The sequence below is a fragment of the Methylobacterium sp. Leaf399 genome, from assembly GCF_001424525.1.
Lineage (GTDB): Bacteria > Pseudomonadota > Alphaproteobacteria > Rhizobiales > Beijerinckiaceae > Methylobacterium.
Genome location: NZ_LMQK01000016.1, coordinates 1 through 17,020 on the forward strand (window position 1 = coordinate 1; position 17,020 = coordinate 17,020).

The 17,020-nt window shown below is 67.8% G+C and carries 17 protein-coding genes and 1 pseudogene; 10 read left to right on the forward strand and 8 right to left on the reverse strand.

Annotated elements, in window-relative coordinates; genetic code table 11:
- Window positions 1–156 precede the first annotated feature (156 nt).
- The 7 genes and pseudogenes from ASG40_RS22550 to ASG40_RS10860 all read left to right on the forward strand — a co-directional run.
- A pseudogene (locus tag ASG40_RS22550) lies at window positions 157–615 on the forward strand (hypothetical protein); the annotation flags it as partial.
- A 2-nt stretch (window positions 616–617) separates the two neighbouring features.
- The gene (gene istA, locus ASG40_RS10835) at window positions 618–1,871 is read left to right on the forward strand and encodes an IS21 family transposase (protein WP_443136605.1); all 1,254 of its coding nucleotides are present in this window, start codon (window positions 618–620) and stop codon (window positions 1,869–1,871) included.
- The gene (istB, locus tag ASG40_RS10840; RefSeq protein ID WP_274533828.1) at window positions 1,868–2,602 is read left to right on the forward strand and encodes an IS21-like element helper ATPase IstB; all 735 of its coding nucleotides are present in this window, start codon (window positions 1,868–1,870) and stop codon (window positions 2,600–2,602) included. Before istA ends, istB begins: the two co-directional genes overlap by 4 nt.
- A 295-nt stretch (window positions 2,603–2,897) precedes the next feature.
- A complete protein-coding gene (locus ASG40_RS10845) occupies window positions 2,898–3,707 on the forward strand; it encodes an SDR family NAD(P)-dependent oxidoreductase (protein ID WP_055885127.1) in 810 nt (269 codons plus the stop codon).
- A 95-nt stretch (window positions 3,708–3,802) separates the two neighbouring features.
- On the forward strand, window positions 3,803–4,501 hold the full coding sequence (locus ASG40_RS10850; RefSeq protein ID WP_055885130.1) for a RibD family protein: 699 nt from the start codon (window positions 3,803–3,805) through the stop codon (window positions 4,499–4,501).
- A gap of 26 nt (window positions 4,502–4,527) precedes the next feature.
- Entirely contained in the window at window positions 4,528–5,370 is an 843-nt protein-coding gene (locus ASG40_RS10855) for an SDR family NAD(P)-dependent oxidoreductase (RefSeq protein WP_055885134.1), read from the forward strand.
- Window positions 5,371–5,480: 110 nt separating this feature from the next.
- On the forward strand, window positions 5,481–6,437 hold the full coding sequence (locus ASG40_RS10860; RefSeq protein WP_200944248.1) for a LysR family transcriptional regulator: 957 nt from the start codon (window positions 5,481–5,483) through the stop codon (window positions 6,435–6,437).
- A gap of 520 nt (window positions 6,438–6,957) precedes the next feature.
- On the opposite strand, the gene ASG40_RS10865 is transcribed toward ASG40_RS10860, so the two are convergent.
- From ASG40_RS10865 to ASG40_RS10875, 3 genes are read right to left on the reverse strand one after another with little or no spacing between them, the layout of a single operon-like run.
- Complete coding sequence (locus ASG40_RS10865; RefSeq protein WP_055885140.1) at window positions 6,958–7,650, reverse strand: epimerase; 693 nt, start codon at window positions 7,648–7,650, stop codon at window positions 6,958–6,960.
- A 10-nt stretch (window positions 7,651–7,660) separates the two neighbouring features.
- Window positions 7,661–8,662, reverse strand: a complete 1,002-nt coding sequence (locus ASG40_RS10870) for an AraC family transcriptional regulator (RefSeq protein WP_055885144.1) — start codon at window positions 8,660–8,662, stop codon at window positions 7,661–7,663.
- An 11-nt stretch (window positions 8,663–8,673) separates the two neighbouring features.
- On the reverse strand, window positions 8,674–9,423 hold the full coding sequence (locus ASG40_RS10875; protein WP_055885148.1) for an SDR family NAD(P)-dependent oxidoreductase: 750 nt from the start codon (window positions 9,421–9,423) through the stop codon (window positions 8,674–8,676).
- Between the two features lie 727 nt (window positions 9,424–10,150).
- Between ASG40_RS10875 and ASG40_RS10880 the strand changes: the two genes are divergently transcribed.
- Window positions 10,151–11,173 (forward strand): zinc-binding alcohol dehydrogenase family protein, encoded by a 1,023-nt coding sequence (locus tag ASG40_RS10880; RefSeq protein ID WP_055885152.1) that lies wholly within the window; start codon window positions 10,151–10,153, stop codon window positions 11,171–11,173.
- A gap of 359 nt (window positions 11,174–11,532) precedes the next feature.
- Here ASG40_RS10880 and ASG40_RS10885 read toward each other — a convergent pair whose 3' ends face one another.
- From ASG40_RS10885 to ASG40_RS10900, 4 genes are read right to left on the reverse strand one after another with little or no spacing between them, the layout of a single operon-like run.
- Window positions 11,533–12,462 carry a VOC family protein gene (locus ASG40_RS10885; protein WP_055885159.1) on the reverse strand — a complete coding sequence of 310 codons (930 nt, stop codon included), beginning with the start codon at window positions 12,460–12,462 and terminating at the stop codon, window positions 11,533–11,535.
- Window positions 12,463–12,489: 27 nt separating this feature from the next.
- Entirely contained in the window at window positions 12,490–13,068 is a 579-nt protein-coding gene (locus tag ASG40_RS10890) for a YceI family protein (protein WP_055885162.1), read from the reverse strand.
- Window positions 13,065–13,673, reverse strand: a complete 609-nt coding sequence (locus tag ASG40_RS10895) for a cytochrome b (RefSeq protein WP_055885166.1) — start codon at window positions 13,671–13,673, stop codon at window positions 13,065–13,067. The genes ASG40_RS10890 and ASG40_RS10895 overlap by 4 nt, the downstream gene beginning before the upstream one ends.
- Before the next feature lie 21 nt (window positions 13,674–13,694).
- Complete coding sequence (locus ASG40_RS10900; protein WP_055885169.1) at window positions 13,695–14,303, reverse strand: YceI family protein; 609 nt, start codon at window positions 14,301–14,303, stop codon at window positions 13,695–13,697.
- Window positions 14,304–14,420: 117 nt separating this feature from the next.
- Here ASG40_RS10900 and ASG40_RS10905 point away from each other — a divergent pair, with 117 nt between their 5' ends.
- Window positions 14,421–15,368 carry a LysR family transcriptional regulator gene (locus tag ASG40_RS10905; protein ID WP_055885172.1) on the forward strand — a complete coding sequence of 316 codons (948 nt, stop codon included), beginning with the start codon at window positions 14,421–14,423 and terminating at the stop codon, window positions 15,366–15,368.
- A 169-nt stretch (window positions 15,369–15,537) separates the two neighbouring features.
- Here the strand turns inward: ASG40_RS10905 and ASG40_RS10910 are convergent, their stop codons facing one another.
- Window positions 15,538–16,422: an SDR family oxidoreductase gene (locus ASG40_RS10910; RefSeq protein ID WP_055885176.1), complete on the reverse strand. Its 885-nt coding sequence runs from the start codon at window positions 16,420–16,422 to the stop codon at window positions 15,538–15,540.
- 110 nt (window positions 16,423–16,532) lie between these two features.
- Between ASG40_RS10910 and ASG40_RS10915 the strand changes: the two genes are divergently transcribed.
- Window positions 16,533–16,940 carry a winged helix-turn-helix transcriptional regulator gene (locus ASG40_RS10915; RefSeq protein WP_055885179.1) on the forward strand — a complete coding sequence of 136 codons (408 nt, stop codon included), beginning with the start codon at window positions 16,533–16,535 and terminating at the stop codon, window positions 16,938–16,940.
- The last annotated feature ends 80 nt before the right edge of the window (window positions 16,941–17,020 follow it).

The following is a 17,020-nucleotide window of genomic DNA, read 5'->3' on the forward strand; positions in this document are numbered from 1 at the left end:
GAGCAGCCATCGCATCCTCCTCAGGCTCCAAACCCAAGGAAGGAATCACGACCGAGATGCTGACGCTACCCCGCGTGAGTCCTGCTCAGCGAGGCTTGGTATAACCTCGTTCTCGCAGACTGCTCTCCGGTACGGCCGGAAGGGTGGTGTAGGGGGATGAAGGGCGTGGACACGATTGCGCGCATCCGGCGCGAGTTCTTCACCCGCGGCCGCGCGATCAAGGACATCGTCCGCGACCTGCACGTCTCCCGCAACACGGTCCGGAAGGTCATCCGGTCGGGGGCCACCACCTTCGCCTACGAGCGCGAAGTGCAGCCGCTGCCCAAGCTCGGACCGTGGCGCGACGATCTCGATCGGATGCTGACCACCAACGCCGGCAAGTCCGCCCACCTTCGCCTACGAGCGCGAAGTGCAGCCGCTGCCCAAGCTCGGACCGTGGCGCGACGATCTCGATCGGATGCTGACCACCAACGCCGGCAAGTCCGCCCGCGAGCGGCTGACGCTGATCCGGATCTACGAGGCGCTGCGCGGGCTCGGCTACGAGGGCGGCTACGATGCCGTTCGGCGCTATGCCAAAATCTGGAAGCGTGAGCGCGCTTCGGTCACGGCTCAGGCNGCTGATCCGAAACTACGAGGCGCTGCGCGGGCTCGGCTACGAGGGCGGCTACGATGCCGTTCGGCGCTATGCCAAAATCTGGAAGCGTGAGCGCGCTTCGGTCACGGCTCAGGCCTTCGTGCCGCTCATCTTCGCCCCGGGCGAGGCCTACCAGTTCGACTGGAGCCACGAGATCGTGCTGATCGGCGGCACGACCGTCACGGTCAAGGTCGCCCACGTCCGCCTCTGCCACTCGCGCATGCTGTTCGTGCGGGCCTATCCGCGCGAGAGCCAGGAGATGGTGTTCGACGCTCACGACCGGGCGTTCGCGTTCTTCCGCGGCACCTGCCAGCGCGGCATCTACGACAACATGAAGACCGCGGTGGAGACGATCTTCGTCGGGCGCGAGCGCGCCTACAACCGTCGCTTCCTGCAGATGTGCTCACACTACCTCGTCGATCCGGTCGCCTGCACGCCGGCCTCGGGCTGGGAGAAGGGGCAGGTCGAGAACCAGGTCGGGCTGGTGCGCGAGCGCTTCTTCACCCCGCGTGTCCGGGTGAAAAGCTACGAGGAGCTGAACGCGCTCCTGCTCGATGGGGTGATCGCCTACGCCAAGACCCATCCCCATCCTGAGGAGCGCGAGCGCACCGTCTGGGAGCGGTTCGAGGCCGAGCGGGCTGCCCTCGTCCCCTATGTCGGCCGCTTCGACGGCTTTCATGCCGTCACCGCTTCGGTGTCCACGACCTGCCTCGTGCGCTTCGACAACAACCGCTACTCGGTCATGGCCTCCGCCATCGGCCGGCCGGTCGAGGTGCGGGCCTACGCCGAGCGCGTCGAGATCCGGCAGGACGGGCGCGTCGTCGCCGAGCATGAGCGCGCCTTCGGGCGGGATCAGACCGTGTTCGATCCCTGGCACTATGTCCCCGTGCTCGCCCGCAAGCCCGGCGCGCTCCGGAACGGCGCACCGTTCAAGGACTGGGTGTTGCCTCCCGCCCTTGACCGGGTCCGACGCAAGCTCGCTGGCAGTGCCGGAGGTGACCGGCAGATGGTGGAGATCCTCACCGCCGTGCTCGGCGACGGGTTGCCAGCCGTAGAGGCGGCCTGTGCCGAGGCGCTGCGCGAGGGCGTCCACTCGGCCGACGTCGTCCTCAACATCCTCGCCCGGCAGCGCGAGCCGACCGCGCCCGTCACCATCCTGACGCCCGAGAGCCTGCGCCTGCGCCACGAGCCGGTCGCGGATTGCGCCCGCTACGACAGCCTGAGGAGCCCCCCATGATGGAACGCCAGCACATCCTCGCCACCATGGGCGAGTTGAAGCTCTTCGGGATGAAGGCCGCTTACGACGAGATCATCAAGGTCGCGCTCAAACGCATCCACGAGCCGCAGCAGATCGTCGGCGACCTGCTCCAGGCCGAGATCTCCGAAAAGCAGGCGCGCTCGATCCGCTACCAGATGACGATCGCCAAACTGCCCCTGGCTAAGGACATCGCCGAGTTCGCCTTCGACGGCACCCCGATCAACGAGGGTTTGGTGCGCGATCTCGCCGGCGGCGAGTTCCTGGCGCATCAGCGCAACGTCGTGCTCGTCGGCGGCACCGGTACCGGCAAGACCCATCTGGCCATCGCCATCGCACGGGCCTGCATCCGGGATGGCGCGCGGGGCCGGTTCTACAACGTCGTCGACCTCGTCAACCGGCTCGAAGCAGAGGCGCGCGCTGGCCGGCAGGGCCGCATCGCCGACCATCTCGCCCGACTCGACTTCGTGGTGCTCGATGAACTCGGCTACCTGCCGTTCGCGCAGTCGGGCGGCCAGCTCCTATTCCACCTGATCAGCAAGCTCTACGAGACCACCTCGATCGTGGTCACCACCAACCTCGCCTTCGGGGAATGGCCGAGTGTGTTCGCCGGCGATGCTAAGATGACCACGGCGCTGCTCGACCGGCTCACCCACCACTGCGAGATCGTCGAGACCGGCAACGAGAGTTGGCGCTTCAAAAACCGCGCCTGAAGCCAGCGCACACGTCCCGCCTGCTGGACCCCTGATCAGCCCGGCTGCGCCACCCCGACCCGCTTCGCCGGGCTGATCAGGAGCGTCCCGCCATACCCATCCGGGGGGTCAAAGTTCGACGCCGATCCAGGGTCAATGTTCAACGCTGTTTGACAAACGGTGTTCGTGCGCCGGCCGCACGAGCATGGCCCAGCCCAGTCCACCGACCTCGCCCCCGCCGAGCGCTGGGACGTCGAGGTCGAGAGCCTCACCGAAGCCGCCGACGCCCTCGGCTGTCCCTGAACCGGAGACCGACATGACCCACGACCATCGCCCCCTCGCGCTCGTCACCGGCGCATCCAGCGGCATCGGCTACGAGCTCGCCCGCCTGTTCGCGGCCGACGGCCACGACGTCATCATCACGGCGAGCGGCCAGAACGACGGCCTGGACCGGACCGCCGACGCGGTCCGCGCGACCGGCGTCGAGGCCATCGTCGTGAAGGCCGACCTCACCGAGTACGATGGCGTCGAGGCCCTCGCCCAGGCGGTCGCCGATACGGGTCGTCCGCTGGCGGCCGCGGCCCTCAACGCCGGCGTCGATGTCGGCGGCTACTTCGTCGGCGGCACCGACCTCGCGGCCGAACTCAAGATGATCGCCCTCAACGTGGTCTCGCAGGTCCACCTGACCAAACGGCTGCTGCCGGACATGGTGGCGCGCGGCGCGGGCCGGCTGCTCTACACGGCCTCGATCTCCGGCACGATGCCGACGCCGTACGAGGCGGTCTACGGCGGCACCAAGGCCTTCCTGATCTCCTTCGTCGAGGCGGTGAAGGAGGAGGTCAAGGACAGCGGCGTCGTGTTCACGCTGCTGCTGCCGGGCGAGGTCGACACGAACTTCTGGCATCGCGCCGGCATGGACACGACCAAGCTCGGGCTCGGAGAGAAGGCCGCGCCGACCAAGGTCGCCCACGAGGGCTACGAGGCGATGAAGGCCGGCAAGGACCGGGTGGTCGCCGGCAAGCCCGGCTCGAAGTTCATCGGCCGGGTGCTGAACAACATCCTGCCCGACACCGCCAAGGCCGCGGCCCATTCCGGCGGGGCCGAGCCCGGTTCCGGCCTTTCCTGAGCCCGGGCCCCCGTCCGGACCCACTTGAATCCCCACGATCCCCAGGGCGGCCGGCATCCCGGCCGCCGCCGCGGATCGCTGACCGAGGATCTCCCATGAAACCGCATGTCATCTGCCACATGATGAGCCCCCTCGACGGTCGCCTCGCGGTCGCGGACTGGAGCGGGTCGCCCCAGGGCGGCTTCGACGAACGCGTCGCCGAGTACGAGCGGGTGCACGACAGCCTCGAAGGGGATGCCTGGCTCGCCGGCCGGGTGACCATGGAGGAGTTCGCCACCGGCGAGCCCCACCCGCCCGCGAGCTTCGACAAGCCTGCGAGGCCGCACCATTTCGCAGGGCGCGAGGCCGAGGGATACGCCATCGCCGTCGATCCGCACGGCAAGCTCCATTGGACGGCTCCTGACATCGAGGGAGACCACGTCGTGGTGGCGCTCGGCCCCGACGTCCTCGACGCGCAACTTGCCGAGCTCGCGGCCGATGGCATCTCCTACGTGGTCGCGACCGGATCGAGCCTCGACCTCGCCGGCATGCTGGACACGCTCGGCCGCGAGCTCGGCATCAAGCGCCTGTTGCTTGAGGGCGGGGGCGGCATGAACGGGGCGTTCCTCCGCGCCGGGCTCGTCGACGAGATCAGCCTGGTGGTGTTCCCGGCAATCGATGGCCGTTCCGGGGGGCGGACGATCTTCGAGGGCGGGGACGAGGGACTGGCCGATGCGGTCAGCCTCACCTTGAGCTCGTGCGAGGTCCGTCGCGGCGGCGGCGTTCACCTTCGCTACGCCGTCGCCGGCCGTTGAGCGCCACCGCATTTGGGGAGAAAACCATGACGAGCACGATTCTTTCGGCCGGTCGGGTGGCGGTGGTGACCGGTGCCGCCGCCGGCATCGGGGCTGCGGCCGCGCGTCGGTTCGCATCCGAGGGCATGCGCCTCTGCCTGTTCGACCGTGACGGCGACGCCCTGGCCGCCCACGCCGCCACGCTCGATGCCGACGTGCGGACCGTGGTCGGCGACGTCGCCGATCCCGACGACCTCCGGCGATTTCACGGGACCGCCTACGAGGCGTACGGCGCGGTCGACCTGCTGATGAACAACGCCGGCATCACCGCGGGTGCCGGCCCATGGGGCGACCCCTCCGCGTGGCGACGGCAGCTCGACGTCAATTTCGGAGGCGTGCTGACCGCCCAGCACCTGTTCGTCCCGACCATGCTGGCGGCCGACCGACCCGCGGCCATCGTGAACCTCGGATCAAAGGAGGGCATCACCACGCCGCCCGGCAACGCGGCCTACGCGGTCGCCAAGGCCGGCGTCAGGGTGCTGACGGAACAACTCGCGCACGAACTCAGGCAGGCGTCCGCCGGTCGGGTCACCGCCCACCTGCTGGTCCCGGGCTTCACCTGGACGCCGATGAACGCGGCCGGGCGGCCACCGGAGAAGCCGCCGTCGGCCTGGACCGCCGATCAGGTCGTCGAGCGCTTCGCCGAACGGTTTTCGGCCGGCGACTTCTACATCCTCTGCCCGGACAACGAGGTCACCCATGAGGTGGACGCGCTCCGCATCCGCTGGTCGGCGGACGACATGATCGAAAACCGGCCAGCCCTGTCGCGGTGGCATCCGGACTGGAAGGATCGCTTCGAACGCTGGATGGAAGCCGGATCGGCTCACTAGGGCCGACCGCGGGACCGTTGCGCACAGTTCATGCAAGGCTGAGGCGGATCGAACGTTGAACCGGATACGGTTCGGGGGCACGAACGTCGCGCAACCCCGGAGCAGCGCGCGTGGCCTTCACGAAGGCGGACCTCGTCGACCTCAACGTCTTCATGGCCATCGCCAGGAACCGGAGCTTCCGCAAGTCGGCGGCCGAGCTCGGCCTGACCGCGTCGGCCCTGAGCCACACGATGAAGGGTCTGGAGAACCGGCTCGGCGTGCGACTGCTGAACCGCACGAGCCGGTCGGTCGTGCCCACGGCGGCGGGCCTCGCCCTGTTCGAGGAACTCGACCAGGGCTTCCGGCGCATCGGCGAAGCCCTCGACGGGCTGAACCGGTTCCGCGAGACGCCCGCGGGCCGGGTTCGCCTCAGCGTGCCGCGCGATGCCGCCCGCCTGCTGATCGATCCGGTCCTGCCCCGGCTCCTGATGGAGTTCCCGGACCTGGAGGTCGAGGTCGACGTCGACGACCGGGTCATCGACGTAGTGGCCTCGGGCTTCGACGCGGGCATCCGCTACGGCGGCACCGTGCCCGAGGAGATGATCGCGCAGCGGCTCACCCCGGATCTGCGCTGGGTGGTCGTGGGCTCGCCAAGCTACCTGCAGGCCCGCGGACGGCCCGAGGTGCCCGAGGACCTGATGCGGCATTCCTGCGTGTGCATCCGCCTGGGCACAGGCGAGGTCTACCGGTGGGAGTTCGACAGGGCCGGTGACCATCGGGCCATCGACGTGCCCGGCACCATGGTGGCGAACGAGACCAACGTCTCGGTCGAGGCGGCGCTGGCGGGATTCGGTCTGTTCTACTGCCTGGAGGCGCGGGTCGCCGACCACGTCGCGGAGGGGCGGCTTGAGATCGTCCTGCCGGACTGGTGTTCGGATGGTCCCGGCTTCTTCCTATACTACTCGGGACGCCGGCAGGTCCCGACCGGGCTGAGGCTCCTGGCCGACGCCATCAGGCGGCACTGGGAGGGCCAACCGTCTAACGGCGCCGGGGCCCTATCACATTGTACTCGTCTGGAACTTTCTTAGTTGGTGGCGAGGAGAGCTAAGCTTTTCGACCGAAGCGGACGTTCCGCATCCGACCCAAGCTCGTCATAGCGGGCATTCAATCGCATTCTCCAAAGCGGACGCTCTTCGTACCGCCGATCAAACATGCGAAATGTAAGCTCGACCATACGGGGGAACGCTTTACCCTCGTCCAGCCCATAATGCTTCATTGGAAAGATATCCGGTGGCTTAAATAGAAAGTGCTGACGGTCGTTACTCTTCGGTTGCACCGCCCTCGACCATTCCGGACCACCGCACTGAAGCATCCCGGTCGAACTCTGGAGACGTCGCAGCAAAGCTCGTCGTAGGTTCGCGCGCCGAAAACATCATGGATGCTCCGATGGCGACGAGACCTGCCCTCGCTCGGAGATCGTCCCGCTGGCGAGGATCATTCGAGACCGCTTCCGCTTCCCGCTGAAGCCGGAGATTGGACGGCGAACGTCGCCGCCACGATCCGTTTCCAAGACGGTATGGCAATCGCGCTGACGGAGTCTGTCATGGGTCACCCGTGGATCGATGGGACGGCGGCCGTGGCCGCCCTGTAGATATCGGAAGCTTCCATGACCGCACGGCCCTGGCCGCGGCGCGCGACGGCGAGCATGGCGCGGCCGATCACCTCGGTTGTCAGGAGTTGCGAGGGGGCGATGCGGCGCAGCAGATGCAGCACCGGGCCGGCCAACCGGTAGAGAAGACGGTAGGACGTGGTCTTCGAACGTTCGCCGTGCATCGGCAGGATCACGGCCGGCCGGAACATGAAAGCCCCCGCGAACGGCAACGCTTGCAGCGCATTCTCGGTGCGTCCCTTGACACGCGCCCACATGCTCCGCCCGCGTCCGCCACCATCAGTGCCGGCCCCGGACACGTATACGAAGGTCATGTCGGGATCGAGCAGGGCCATCCTCTCCGCCACGGCCAGCGTCAGGTCGTGGGTCAGCCGGACGTACTCGGCCTCGGTCAGGCCGGAGGACGTCACCCCGAGGCAGAAGAAGCAGGCGTCGTATCCCATCATCTCCCGCCATGCCGTCGGTCCGGGATCGAATAGGTCCTGGACGATGGTCTCGTGCAGCTTGGGATGCGCGCGTCCGGTCGGGGTGCGTCCGACCGCCCTGACCTCGGTCACGTCGGAGGCGAGCAGGCATTCGCGTAGGACGCCCGCACCGACCATGCCGGTGGCGCCGAACAGCAGGATTCTCATGGGGCCGATCCTAGTGCAGGGAGCGCCAGCGCGCCGGCGTCGTGCCCTCCAGGCTCCGGAAGGCGCGGTAGAACGAGTTCGTGTCGTCGTAGCCGAGCAGGTAGGCGACCTCGTTCATGTCGAGGGCGGGATCGGCGAGGTATTGGCGCACCAGCTCCCGGCGAACGTCGGCGAGGATTTGTCGGAAGCTGCCGCCCTCCTCGGTGATGCGCCGCTGAAGGGTTCGGGCGGTCAATCCCAGTTCCTGCGCCACCGCGCCGACGTCGGGCGCCTGACCGGCCAGGAGCCGCTTCAGCACCCACTTCACCTGCTCAGTGATCGAGACTTTGGACAGGTGCTCCTGCCTCTGACGTGCGAGATGAGGGTCGAGCACGTCGAGCATCTCGGGATTGTGCGAGACCATCGCCACATCGAGGTCCGACCGGTTCAGGACGAGCACGCTCCGGTCCGCGCCCTGCACCACAGGACAGCCGAGGTATTCCGCATGCCGAGCCACGTCCCGGCCGGTCCCCGACAGTTCGAGGCGACGGGGCCGGATATCCCGGCCCGTCCCACGTCGCCCGAGCTCGACGAACGCGGCGAAGGCCGCGTCGATGAGCACAGGCGGCGCCTCCTCGCTGGCGAGCGGCCAGGCGAGAGTGATGCTGAATGTGTCGCCGTCCTCTTCCAGGATCATCTCCTCGGGCGAGCACAGTGCCTTGAAGCGGGCGACCCGCGTGAGTGCATCGCGGAGGTCGCGCGCGTAGTACGCGGCGAGGAAGGCCGGCGGTAGGGTGCCAGGCTCCATGCCGGTCACCAACCTCAACCCGACGCCGGAATCCGACGACAGCGCCTGCAAGGATCGCCACAGCGAGAAGTATTGCGCTGTGGTGACCTGCGCGCGGGCATCGGCGGCGAGGGTCGCCGGAAGCCGCGCATGTCGTAGTACCGCGGTCGGGGTGAGCCCGACGGCGTCGAGCCCTTGCCAGAAGGCCGGGGCGACCTTGAATCGGTCGGGGGGACACGACGCCATCTCAGGTTTCCCTACTTGGCCTGGAAGCCGCCATCGATGTTCAAGACGTGCCCGGTGACGAAGGACGCCTCGTCGGAGAGCAGCCAAACGATACCGTTGGCGATCTCCTCGGGACGGCCCATCCGGCCCATCGGGTGCATGCCGGAGATCATCGTCTCGTCGTACTGCCCGAGCTCGATCTGCTTCTCGATCAAGTCGGTCTTGATGGCTCCGGGCGCGACGGCGTTGATGCGGATGTTCTTGGTTGCGTAGTCGAGGGCGCCGGACTTCGTCAGTCCGACCACCGCATGCTTGGTCGCGGCGTAGGTGCCGGCCCAGGGAATGCCGTTCAGGCCGGCGATGGACGCCAGGTTCACGATGGCGCCACCGCCCTGTCGCTCCATCTGATGGATCTCCTGCTTCATGCAGAAGTACAGGCCCAGGACGTTGGTCTGCAGCATGCCGTTGAAGGCCTCGGTGTCCGAAGCGCCGATGGTCTTGTTCTCGTTCGAAATACCCGCGTTGTTCACCGCGAGGTCGAGCCTGCCGTAGCGGGAGACGATGTCCGCGATGGTCCGGCCGACGGCCTCCTCGCTGTCCACGTCGCAGGTGACGAAGGAGGCCTCGCCACCGGCGGCCTCGATCTCCTGGACGGCCTGGCGTCCGCGGTCATCGCGACGGCCGGTGAGCACGACTTTGACGCCGCGACGCGCGAGGATCAGCGCCGTCGCCTTGCCGATTCCGGTCGCTCCACCGGTGATGAGCGCGATCTTGTCGGTCATGAATGGGTCCGTTCGTGTCTGAGCCATGGATGCCGCCTCCGAAGTGCCCGGGGCGATCAACCAAGACATCGACGGTTTGCATCGTCTTCGAACTAGCGCGTCATGCCAATCGACTTGCAATAATTGCCATTCGGTATGCGCGATCCGTGGGAGGTCGACGTGGCGCAGGCTGGCTTTCGGGGAAGGCGAGCATCAAAGGCCATTCGGCCGTTCGAAATGGGTCAGATCCCCTTTTGAGCAAATCGCCTCTCGCCGAATGTCTGCTTATCCGTATCGTGATCCGAAAGCAGATCGTCGCAAAACCACCCGACCCCGCCGTAGAGTGGCCAAGCGGGTGTCGACCCAAGCCGGTCGTCCAAACCGCCGTCAGCACAACCGCTAAGCGGCCATTCGTCGGCCACTCGGAGTGCTTACGCGCGGTTCACCGCCTGCGCTCCCACCGGCTTCGGCGCGGACGCGCGGGGTGGCCCGTCCAGGAGGCCCTGTCCTCATGTCAGCTTAGCTCTGCTGCAGATGAGGCAAGGGTGCATATCGACGTCTAGATTTGAGGTCGCTAAATTGCCGATCTCGAAATTCGTTCGGGTCGACATTCCGCCACTGCCTCACTGTCTTAGCAGCACGGGCGTGATGTGCGCGTCACGTTGCTGCGCCAAAGGAAGCGGCACGCTATTAGACGGTCTGGGACGGCGGCCCGAGGCCGCCCGTCGCGACATCCCGGGAGACACCCATGCGCGCCGTCACCTACACCGAAGGCTCACCGATCGATGCGCCTAGAGCGCTCGTGGACACGACCTTCCCCGATCCCGTGCCGGCCGGGCGCGATCTGCTCGTACGCGTGCAGGCCGTCTCTGTGAATCCGATCGACACCAAGGTGCGCCAGGGCGCCTACAAGCAGGGCTGCGAGCCGAAGATTCTCGGCTGGGATGCGGCCGGAACCGTGGTCTCGGTCGGACCGGAGGCGCGCCTGTTCAAGCCCGGCGACGTGGTGTTCTACGCCGGTGCGCTCGACCGGCCGGGCAGCAACGCCACGTTCCAATGCGTGGACGAGCGCCTAGTCGGTGCCAAGCCGGCCACCCTCGATTTCGCCGCCGCTGCGGCGCTGCCGCTCACCGCGCTGACCGCCTGGGAGATGCTGTTCGACCGGCTCGACGTCTCCAAGCCCGTGCCGGGTGCCGCCCCCGCGATCCTGATCGTCGGCGGCGCCGGCGGCGTCGGCTCGATCGCGATCCAGCTCGCCCGGCAGCTCACGGACCTCACCGTGATCGCCACGGCCTCCCGCCCCGAGACGGCGCAATGGTGCCGGGACCTCGGCGCCCACCACGTGATCGACCATGCGAAGCCCCTCGCCACCGAGGTGGCGGCGCTCGGTCTTCCCGGGGCGCCCGGGTTCGTGTTCGCGACGACGCAGACCGGTGCGCATCTTCCGCAGATCATCGAGCTCCTCGCGCCGCAGGGACGCCTCGGCCCGATCGACGACCCCGAGACCCTGGACGTGATGCCGCTCAAGCCCAAGAGCCTGTCGCTGCACTGGGAGCTGATGTTCACCCGCTCGCTGTTCCAGACCGCCGATATGGAACGGCAGCACGCTATCCTGACCGAGATCGCCCGCCTGATCGATGCGGGACGGCTGCGCACGACGTTGACCGAGACCTTAGGTCCAATCGACGCCGCCAACCTGGCACGCGCCCACGCGCTCATCGAGAGCGGGAAGGCGAGGGGCAAGGTCGTCCTGGCCGGGTTCAGCGACTGAACCGGCAAGCGAAGCGTCCCGGCTCGGAGCCGGGACACTTTCTGCATCAGCCCGCGATGCCTCCGCGTCGCGGCTTGGACTAACGTTATCTCGACGTCGGCTCTGATGCCGCAGCCGCTCGAAAGCGGACCTGCGGAAATCCACCCAACTCGGTCGTAGAGCGGATGGACGGTTCCCGACCCAACCCAGCCGCCAAGAACGTCGTTTGAGTTACTTCGAAGCGGCCATTCGTCTGCCATCCAGCACTTTCGGCTCATGGCGGGAGCGGCCTCTGGTCGTCCCCGAGTAGACGCCCCAGAAGGGTCCCTTTCGGGTCGCACTCCCGTCCTGAGGTTTCTCCAGTAAGCGACCGTTCGCGTTCACACGCTCGATGGCACGAGGCGGAGCCGAGTTCCCCACGGGTCGTGAAGCACGGTGGCACCGTCGTCATCGATCATCGCCAATCCGCCCTCCAGGTAGCGCCCACGAACCTTAGCCAACGTCCTCGTGTCGATCTGGAGCTCGACCTCGGCCAGACCGGCCATGCCCGCAGGGCGCACCTGAGAGCCCCGGCTGTTCCAGATGTTGGTCGCGAGTTGGTGGTGGTACCCACCGGCCCCGAGGAACGTCGCGCCCGGGTAGCGGCACATCACGTCGAACCCGAGCAGATCCGCGTAGAAGCGCTCCGCGGCGTCCAGTGCCCCGACCTGGAGATGGACGTGTCCGACGCGACCGCCCGCCGGCATGCCCCTCCAGGGGGCTGGGGCGGCGCGCAGGAGCCCGGCATGGTCGAGCCGGTCGTTCCTCATGACGATAGTGCCGTCCTCCGCACGCGGCCACTCGGAACTCGGACGGTCCACGTACACCTCGATGCCGTTCCGTTCAGGGTCGTTGAGGTAGACCGCCTCGCTGACGAGGTGGTCGGCCGCGCCCGAGAGTTGGATATTGCGCTCCGCCGCGTAGGCGAGCCAGGCGCCCAGGTGGCCGCAGCTCGGGAGCAGGAAGGCCGTGTGGAAGAGGCCCGCCTGCTGCGGGCTCCAGGGTTGGGCAGCGGGATCGTGCCGGAGTTCCAGCAGGACGGTGGCCCCGACCCCGAGGCGCACCGTATCGGATTTCCGCGAGATGGTCGCGAGGCCGAGCGTATCGCGATAGAACCGGGCGAGGCCATCGAGGTCTCGCACGACCAGGGCGACGCTACCGACGCGGTATGGCGCGGTGTCCAGCAGTGAAACCGGGACGTTCGGCGAGGTCCCACCCTCTTGCTCAGTCCCGGGCGCACCTCCTGCCAGGCGTTCGCTTTCGTGGGTCATGCTAGTGCTCCGGAGCTATGGAATCGGTCAGCCGCGGTTAGCGGGCGCGGGCTGGATCGTGGCCGCGAGGTCGATGTCGACCCCGACATCGAGACCGACCCACTGGCCCGATGCCCACGGGCCCTGGCCGACACCGAAATCGGTTCGGACGAGGCCGACGTGGCCGGTGGCCCGCGCCTGATCCTTGTCGTGCGTGAGATGGAAGGGCAGCGTGAGCGGCCGGCTTGTGCCCCGGATCGTCAGGGTCCCGACCGCCTCGTAGTCGCCGCGCCCCTTATCGATGAAGCGGGCCGCCTCGAAGCGTGCTTGGTTTGCGCCCTTCACGTCGAACCAGTCCTTCTGCGGAAGCGCCTCATCACGCTGGACGTCGCCCGTCCTAGCGCTGGCGAGGTCGATCAACACGACGGCGTGCCCGGCCTCGGGCTTGGCCGGGTCGAAGTCGATCTTTGCCTGGAAGCGCTCGAAGCTCCCGGTGAATGGCGCCCCGACCTGCACACCGGAGAACTTGATGGTGCTCTTGGCTGGGTCGACCGCCCATTCGGCGGCGGTCGCAGGAACCGCGGCGGCCGACAGGGCGACCGCGAGGCAGAGGAGTCGCGTGTTCATGGGTTCGATTCCAGGGGCCCGGACCGCGCCGAAGGTGCACGGGCCGGGAGCATGCGGCGCAGGACGTCGTCGTGGATGATGAAGTGGTGGCGCAGGACGGCTGCCACGTGAAGGATGAGCAGCGCCGCCAGCAGCCACGCCCCGTAGGCGTGCACCAGCATGAGGAAGCCCTCCGCCGCCGCCGGGTTCGGGACGAACGCGGCAAGGGGAAGGTGCGGCCAGGGCACGAGGCCATAGAGAACAGTCGGGATGTTGAACTGCGACAGCGACACCACGGCCCAGCCGGTCAGGGGCAGCCCGACGAGGAGCAGGTACAGCAGACCGTGCGCCGTCGAGGCCGCCACACGCTCCCGCGCCGGCATCCCGTCCGGGTGCGGCGGTGGCCGGTGGGTCAGGAGCCAGAGGACCCGCAGGACCGTCAGGGCCAGCACCGTGATGCCGACCGACTTGTGCCACTGGTAGAGCTGGAACTGACGTATCGGCGCCAGTCCCGCATGCGTCATAAACAGGCCCATGCCGATCATGGCGAGCACGCCGAGCGCGCTCGCCCAGTGCAGCAGGATAGCCACGGCGGAGTACCGCCGCGCGGACACACCGGTTGCCATGGCCGTCCTCCGAGCCGTCGGTCAGTCCTGACGCTCGAAGGCGCCCGCGATGGTGAGGTGCAGCTCGTCGCCGATCAGCGGCACGTAGGTCTTCACGCCGAACTCCGAGCGCTTGAGCGTGCCGGTGGCCTCGAAGCCGACCGTGTACTTCTTGTTCAGCGGGTTGGCGCCGGCGCCGACCAGGGTGACGTCGAGGGTCACCGGCTTGGTCACCCCGTGGAGCGTCAGGTCACCCGTCACCTTCGCGTGGTCCTTGCCGGCCGGCGCGACCTTGGTCGAGACGAAGGTCATGGTCGGGTACTTCCCGGCGTCGAGCCACTGGTCGCCCTTGAGCTCGTCGGTGAGCTTGGCGCTGGTGGTCGTCACCGAGGCGACCGGGATCTTCACCGACAGCTTCGAGGCGGCGGGGTTCTTCGGGTCGAGGGTGAGGCTGCCCGACACGTCCGAGAAGCCGCCGGCATAGTTCGAGAAGCCCATGTGCGACACCCGCCAGCCGACCTGGGTATGACCGGGGTCGACCGCGTAGGTGCCGGCCTGGATCTGCGCCGGGTCGCGGGTGGCCGGCGACTGAGCCAGGACCGGGGTAGCGACGAGGGTCAGGGCGAGGCCGGGGATGAGGATGGACTTCACGGGTGTCTCCGGGACTGAAACGGGCGACCCGCCCCACCTGGGGGAAGGGCCGCGAGAGCCGAGGACGTTGGAATACCCACGTTGGCGGCCGAGGTTGAGCCTGCTATTCGGAACCACATGGTTGCGAAAACGGAAACCTTCGGTGGCGGATTGGACGACCTGCGCGCCTTCTGCGCGGTGGTCGACCTCGGTACAGTGACGGCGGCCGCGGCGAGCCGGGGCGAGACCAAGGGCAGCCTCAGCCGACGCATCTCGCGGCTGGAGGCCGCGCTCGGCGCCACCCTGGTGGCCCGCCATCCCCGCGCTGTGTCGCCTACCGCGGAGGGCCTGGCCTTCTATGCCAAGGTGCAGGAGAGCCTCGCGCTCCTCGACGAGGCGGCCGAGACCGCGCGTGACGCCCGCACCGTTCCTGCGGGTCACCTCCGGGTGACGACCTCGGTCGATTTCGGCATCGAGCTGATGCCGGGGATCGTCGCGAGCTTCCGCCGGGCCTACCCGCAGATCACAGTCGATATGATCAACACGGACGCGCGGCTCGACCTCGCGGCCAACCGGATCGACCTCGCCCTGCGCCTGGGCGATGCGGAGGAGACCGGCTACAGGGCCGCGCTGATCCTGCGTCTCTGGGTCGGGCTCTACGCGGCGCCGGACTACCTCGCGCGGCGTCCGGCGCCGACGAGCCTTGCGGCCCTGGCGGAGCACGACCTGATCCTCTCGCGCGAACGGCCCGGGGCGCTGGGCATCATGCTCAGCGACGGCCGGGGCCGGACGGAACAGGTCGCGCTCAGCCCCGCCGTCCGGGCGAGCGACTTCGCCGCGGTACTCCGGCTGACGCTGGCCGGGACAGGCATCGGCCATCTGCCGAGCGCCGTGGCGGCCGGCTCCGTCGAGAACGGGGCACTCGTACGGGTGCTCGCACCTTGGGCGACGGCGGGTGGGGCGCTCCGGGCCGTGAGCCTCGCTGGCCGGGAATTACCGGCACGCGTGCGCGTCTTTCGCGAGCACGTTCGCTCCGAGATGATGAAGCGCTTCGCCGTCGAGCCGGACCAGGCCGAAGGCACCTGAGGCGAGCGGTTTCCAACGACGTTCCTCGGCCGTTGAGCAGCGTCGGCTCAGGGTGGAGGCTTTGTGGAACGGCGCGATGACGGCGACGTGTCCTCACAGCCTCGGTCTCTTTCCCTATCCCGCCGCCACGAGGGGTTTGTACCTATCCCGGGCGGCAGGGGCTTGCAGATCAACCCTTGAGCGCTGCCTCGATCACGGATGAGGTCGAGGTGGTCGGCCGACCGATGAGCGCACTGAGTTGGCGGCCGTCATCGAAGAGGGCGCCCTTCTCGGCGCCAGCATCCGAGTCGGCCAGAAGGCCGGCAAAGGCGTTGGGTAGCCCTGCGCCGATCAAGGCGGCCCTGAACTCCGCCTCGGGCAGGTTCTGGTAGGCGACCGGCTTGCCCGAGGCTTGGGATATGAGCTTGGTGAAGTCGGATAGGGTGTAGGCTTCGTCGCCTGCCAATTCGTAGATACGCCCACCCTGGTCGGTCTCGGCGGTCAGCACGATGCTTGCGGCAGCCGCGTAGTCGGCCCGCGCCGCCGAAGCGATCCGTCCCTCGCCCGCGCTGCCGAGGAAGACGCCGTGTGCGAGCGCAGGTGGGATCGAGGCCGCATAGTTCTCGGTGTACCAGCCGTTGCGCAGCAGGACATGGGGCACCCCAGACGCCACGAGCATCGCCTCGGTGGCGCGGTGTTCCTCCGCTAGGGCCAGGGGAGACGTGTCGGCATGGAGAAGGCTGGTGTAGGCGATCAGGCGGACACCGGCAGCCTTGGCGGCGGCAATGACGTTCTGGTGCTGGACCGCGCGTTGACCGACCTCGCTGGAGGAGATCAGCAACAGCCGCTCGATGCCCGCGAAGGCCGTGGCGAGCGTGTCGGGCTTGGCATAGTCGGCTGTGCGGACCTCGACGCCGAGCCCGGCCAGCTTCCTGGCCCCTTCGCTTCCGGCATCGCGGACGCCGGCGACCACCTGTGCGGTGGGCACGGTCCGGAGCAGGTTTTGGATGACGAGGCCACCGAGTTGGCCTGTGGCGCCCGTCACGAACAGACGCATGTGGGATGGGAGCGTCATGTGTCAAAGCCTTGGTGGTTCGGTATCGGTACAAGGTCTATAAGTGAGACCGAGGCCGCCCGTAAGGAGGCAGGTTTTGGGGACCTGGTTACGGGGAAGGAACCACCGGTATGAGCGACGTTAGCGGGCTGGCCGGCAAGTTCGACAGCTGGCAGCGCATGAGCTTCGATCCGGCCCGCTGTCCGGTCCGGGACGTGCTCGATCACCTTGGCGACAAATGGACGACCTTGATCGTGATTGCGCTGGCCGGCGGCCCTCGGCGTTTCGGAGAGCTGAACCGGTCCATTCCGGATATCTCGAAGCGGATGTTGACGCAGTGTCTGCGGAACCTGGAGCGCGATGGGCTCATCACCCGTCATGTTTTCCCGACCAGTCCCCCGAGCGTCGAATATCGGCTGGCGGATCTGGGGCGCTCGCTGCTAGCCCCCCTGCAAGCGTTGGTCGAATGGGCTGAAGCTAGTCATCAGAGCATTCGCGATGCTCGTCTTCGCTTCGATGCTGTTCCTTCAAATACCTGAGGGCGGACGTTTGGCAGGTCGCGGAGGAGCCGTATTGAGCGGATCCCGCACCATGGTCCGCTTTGATGCATCCGCCGTCC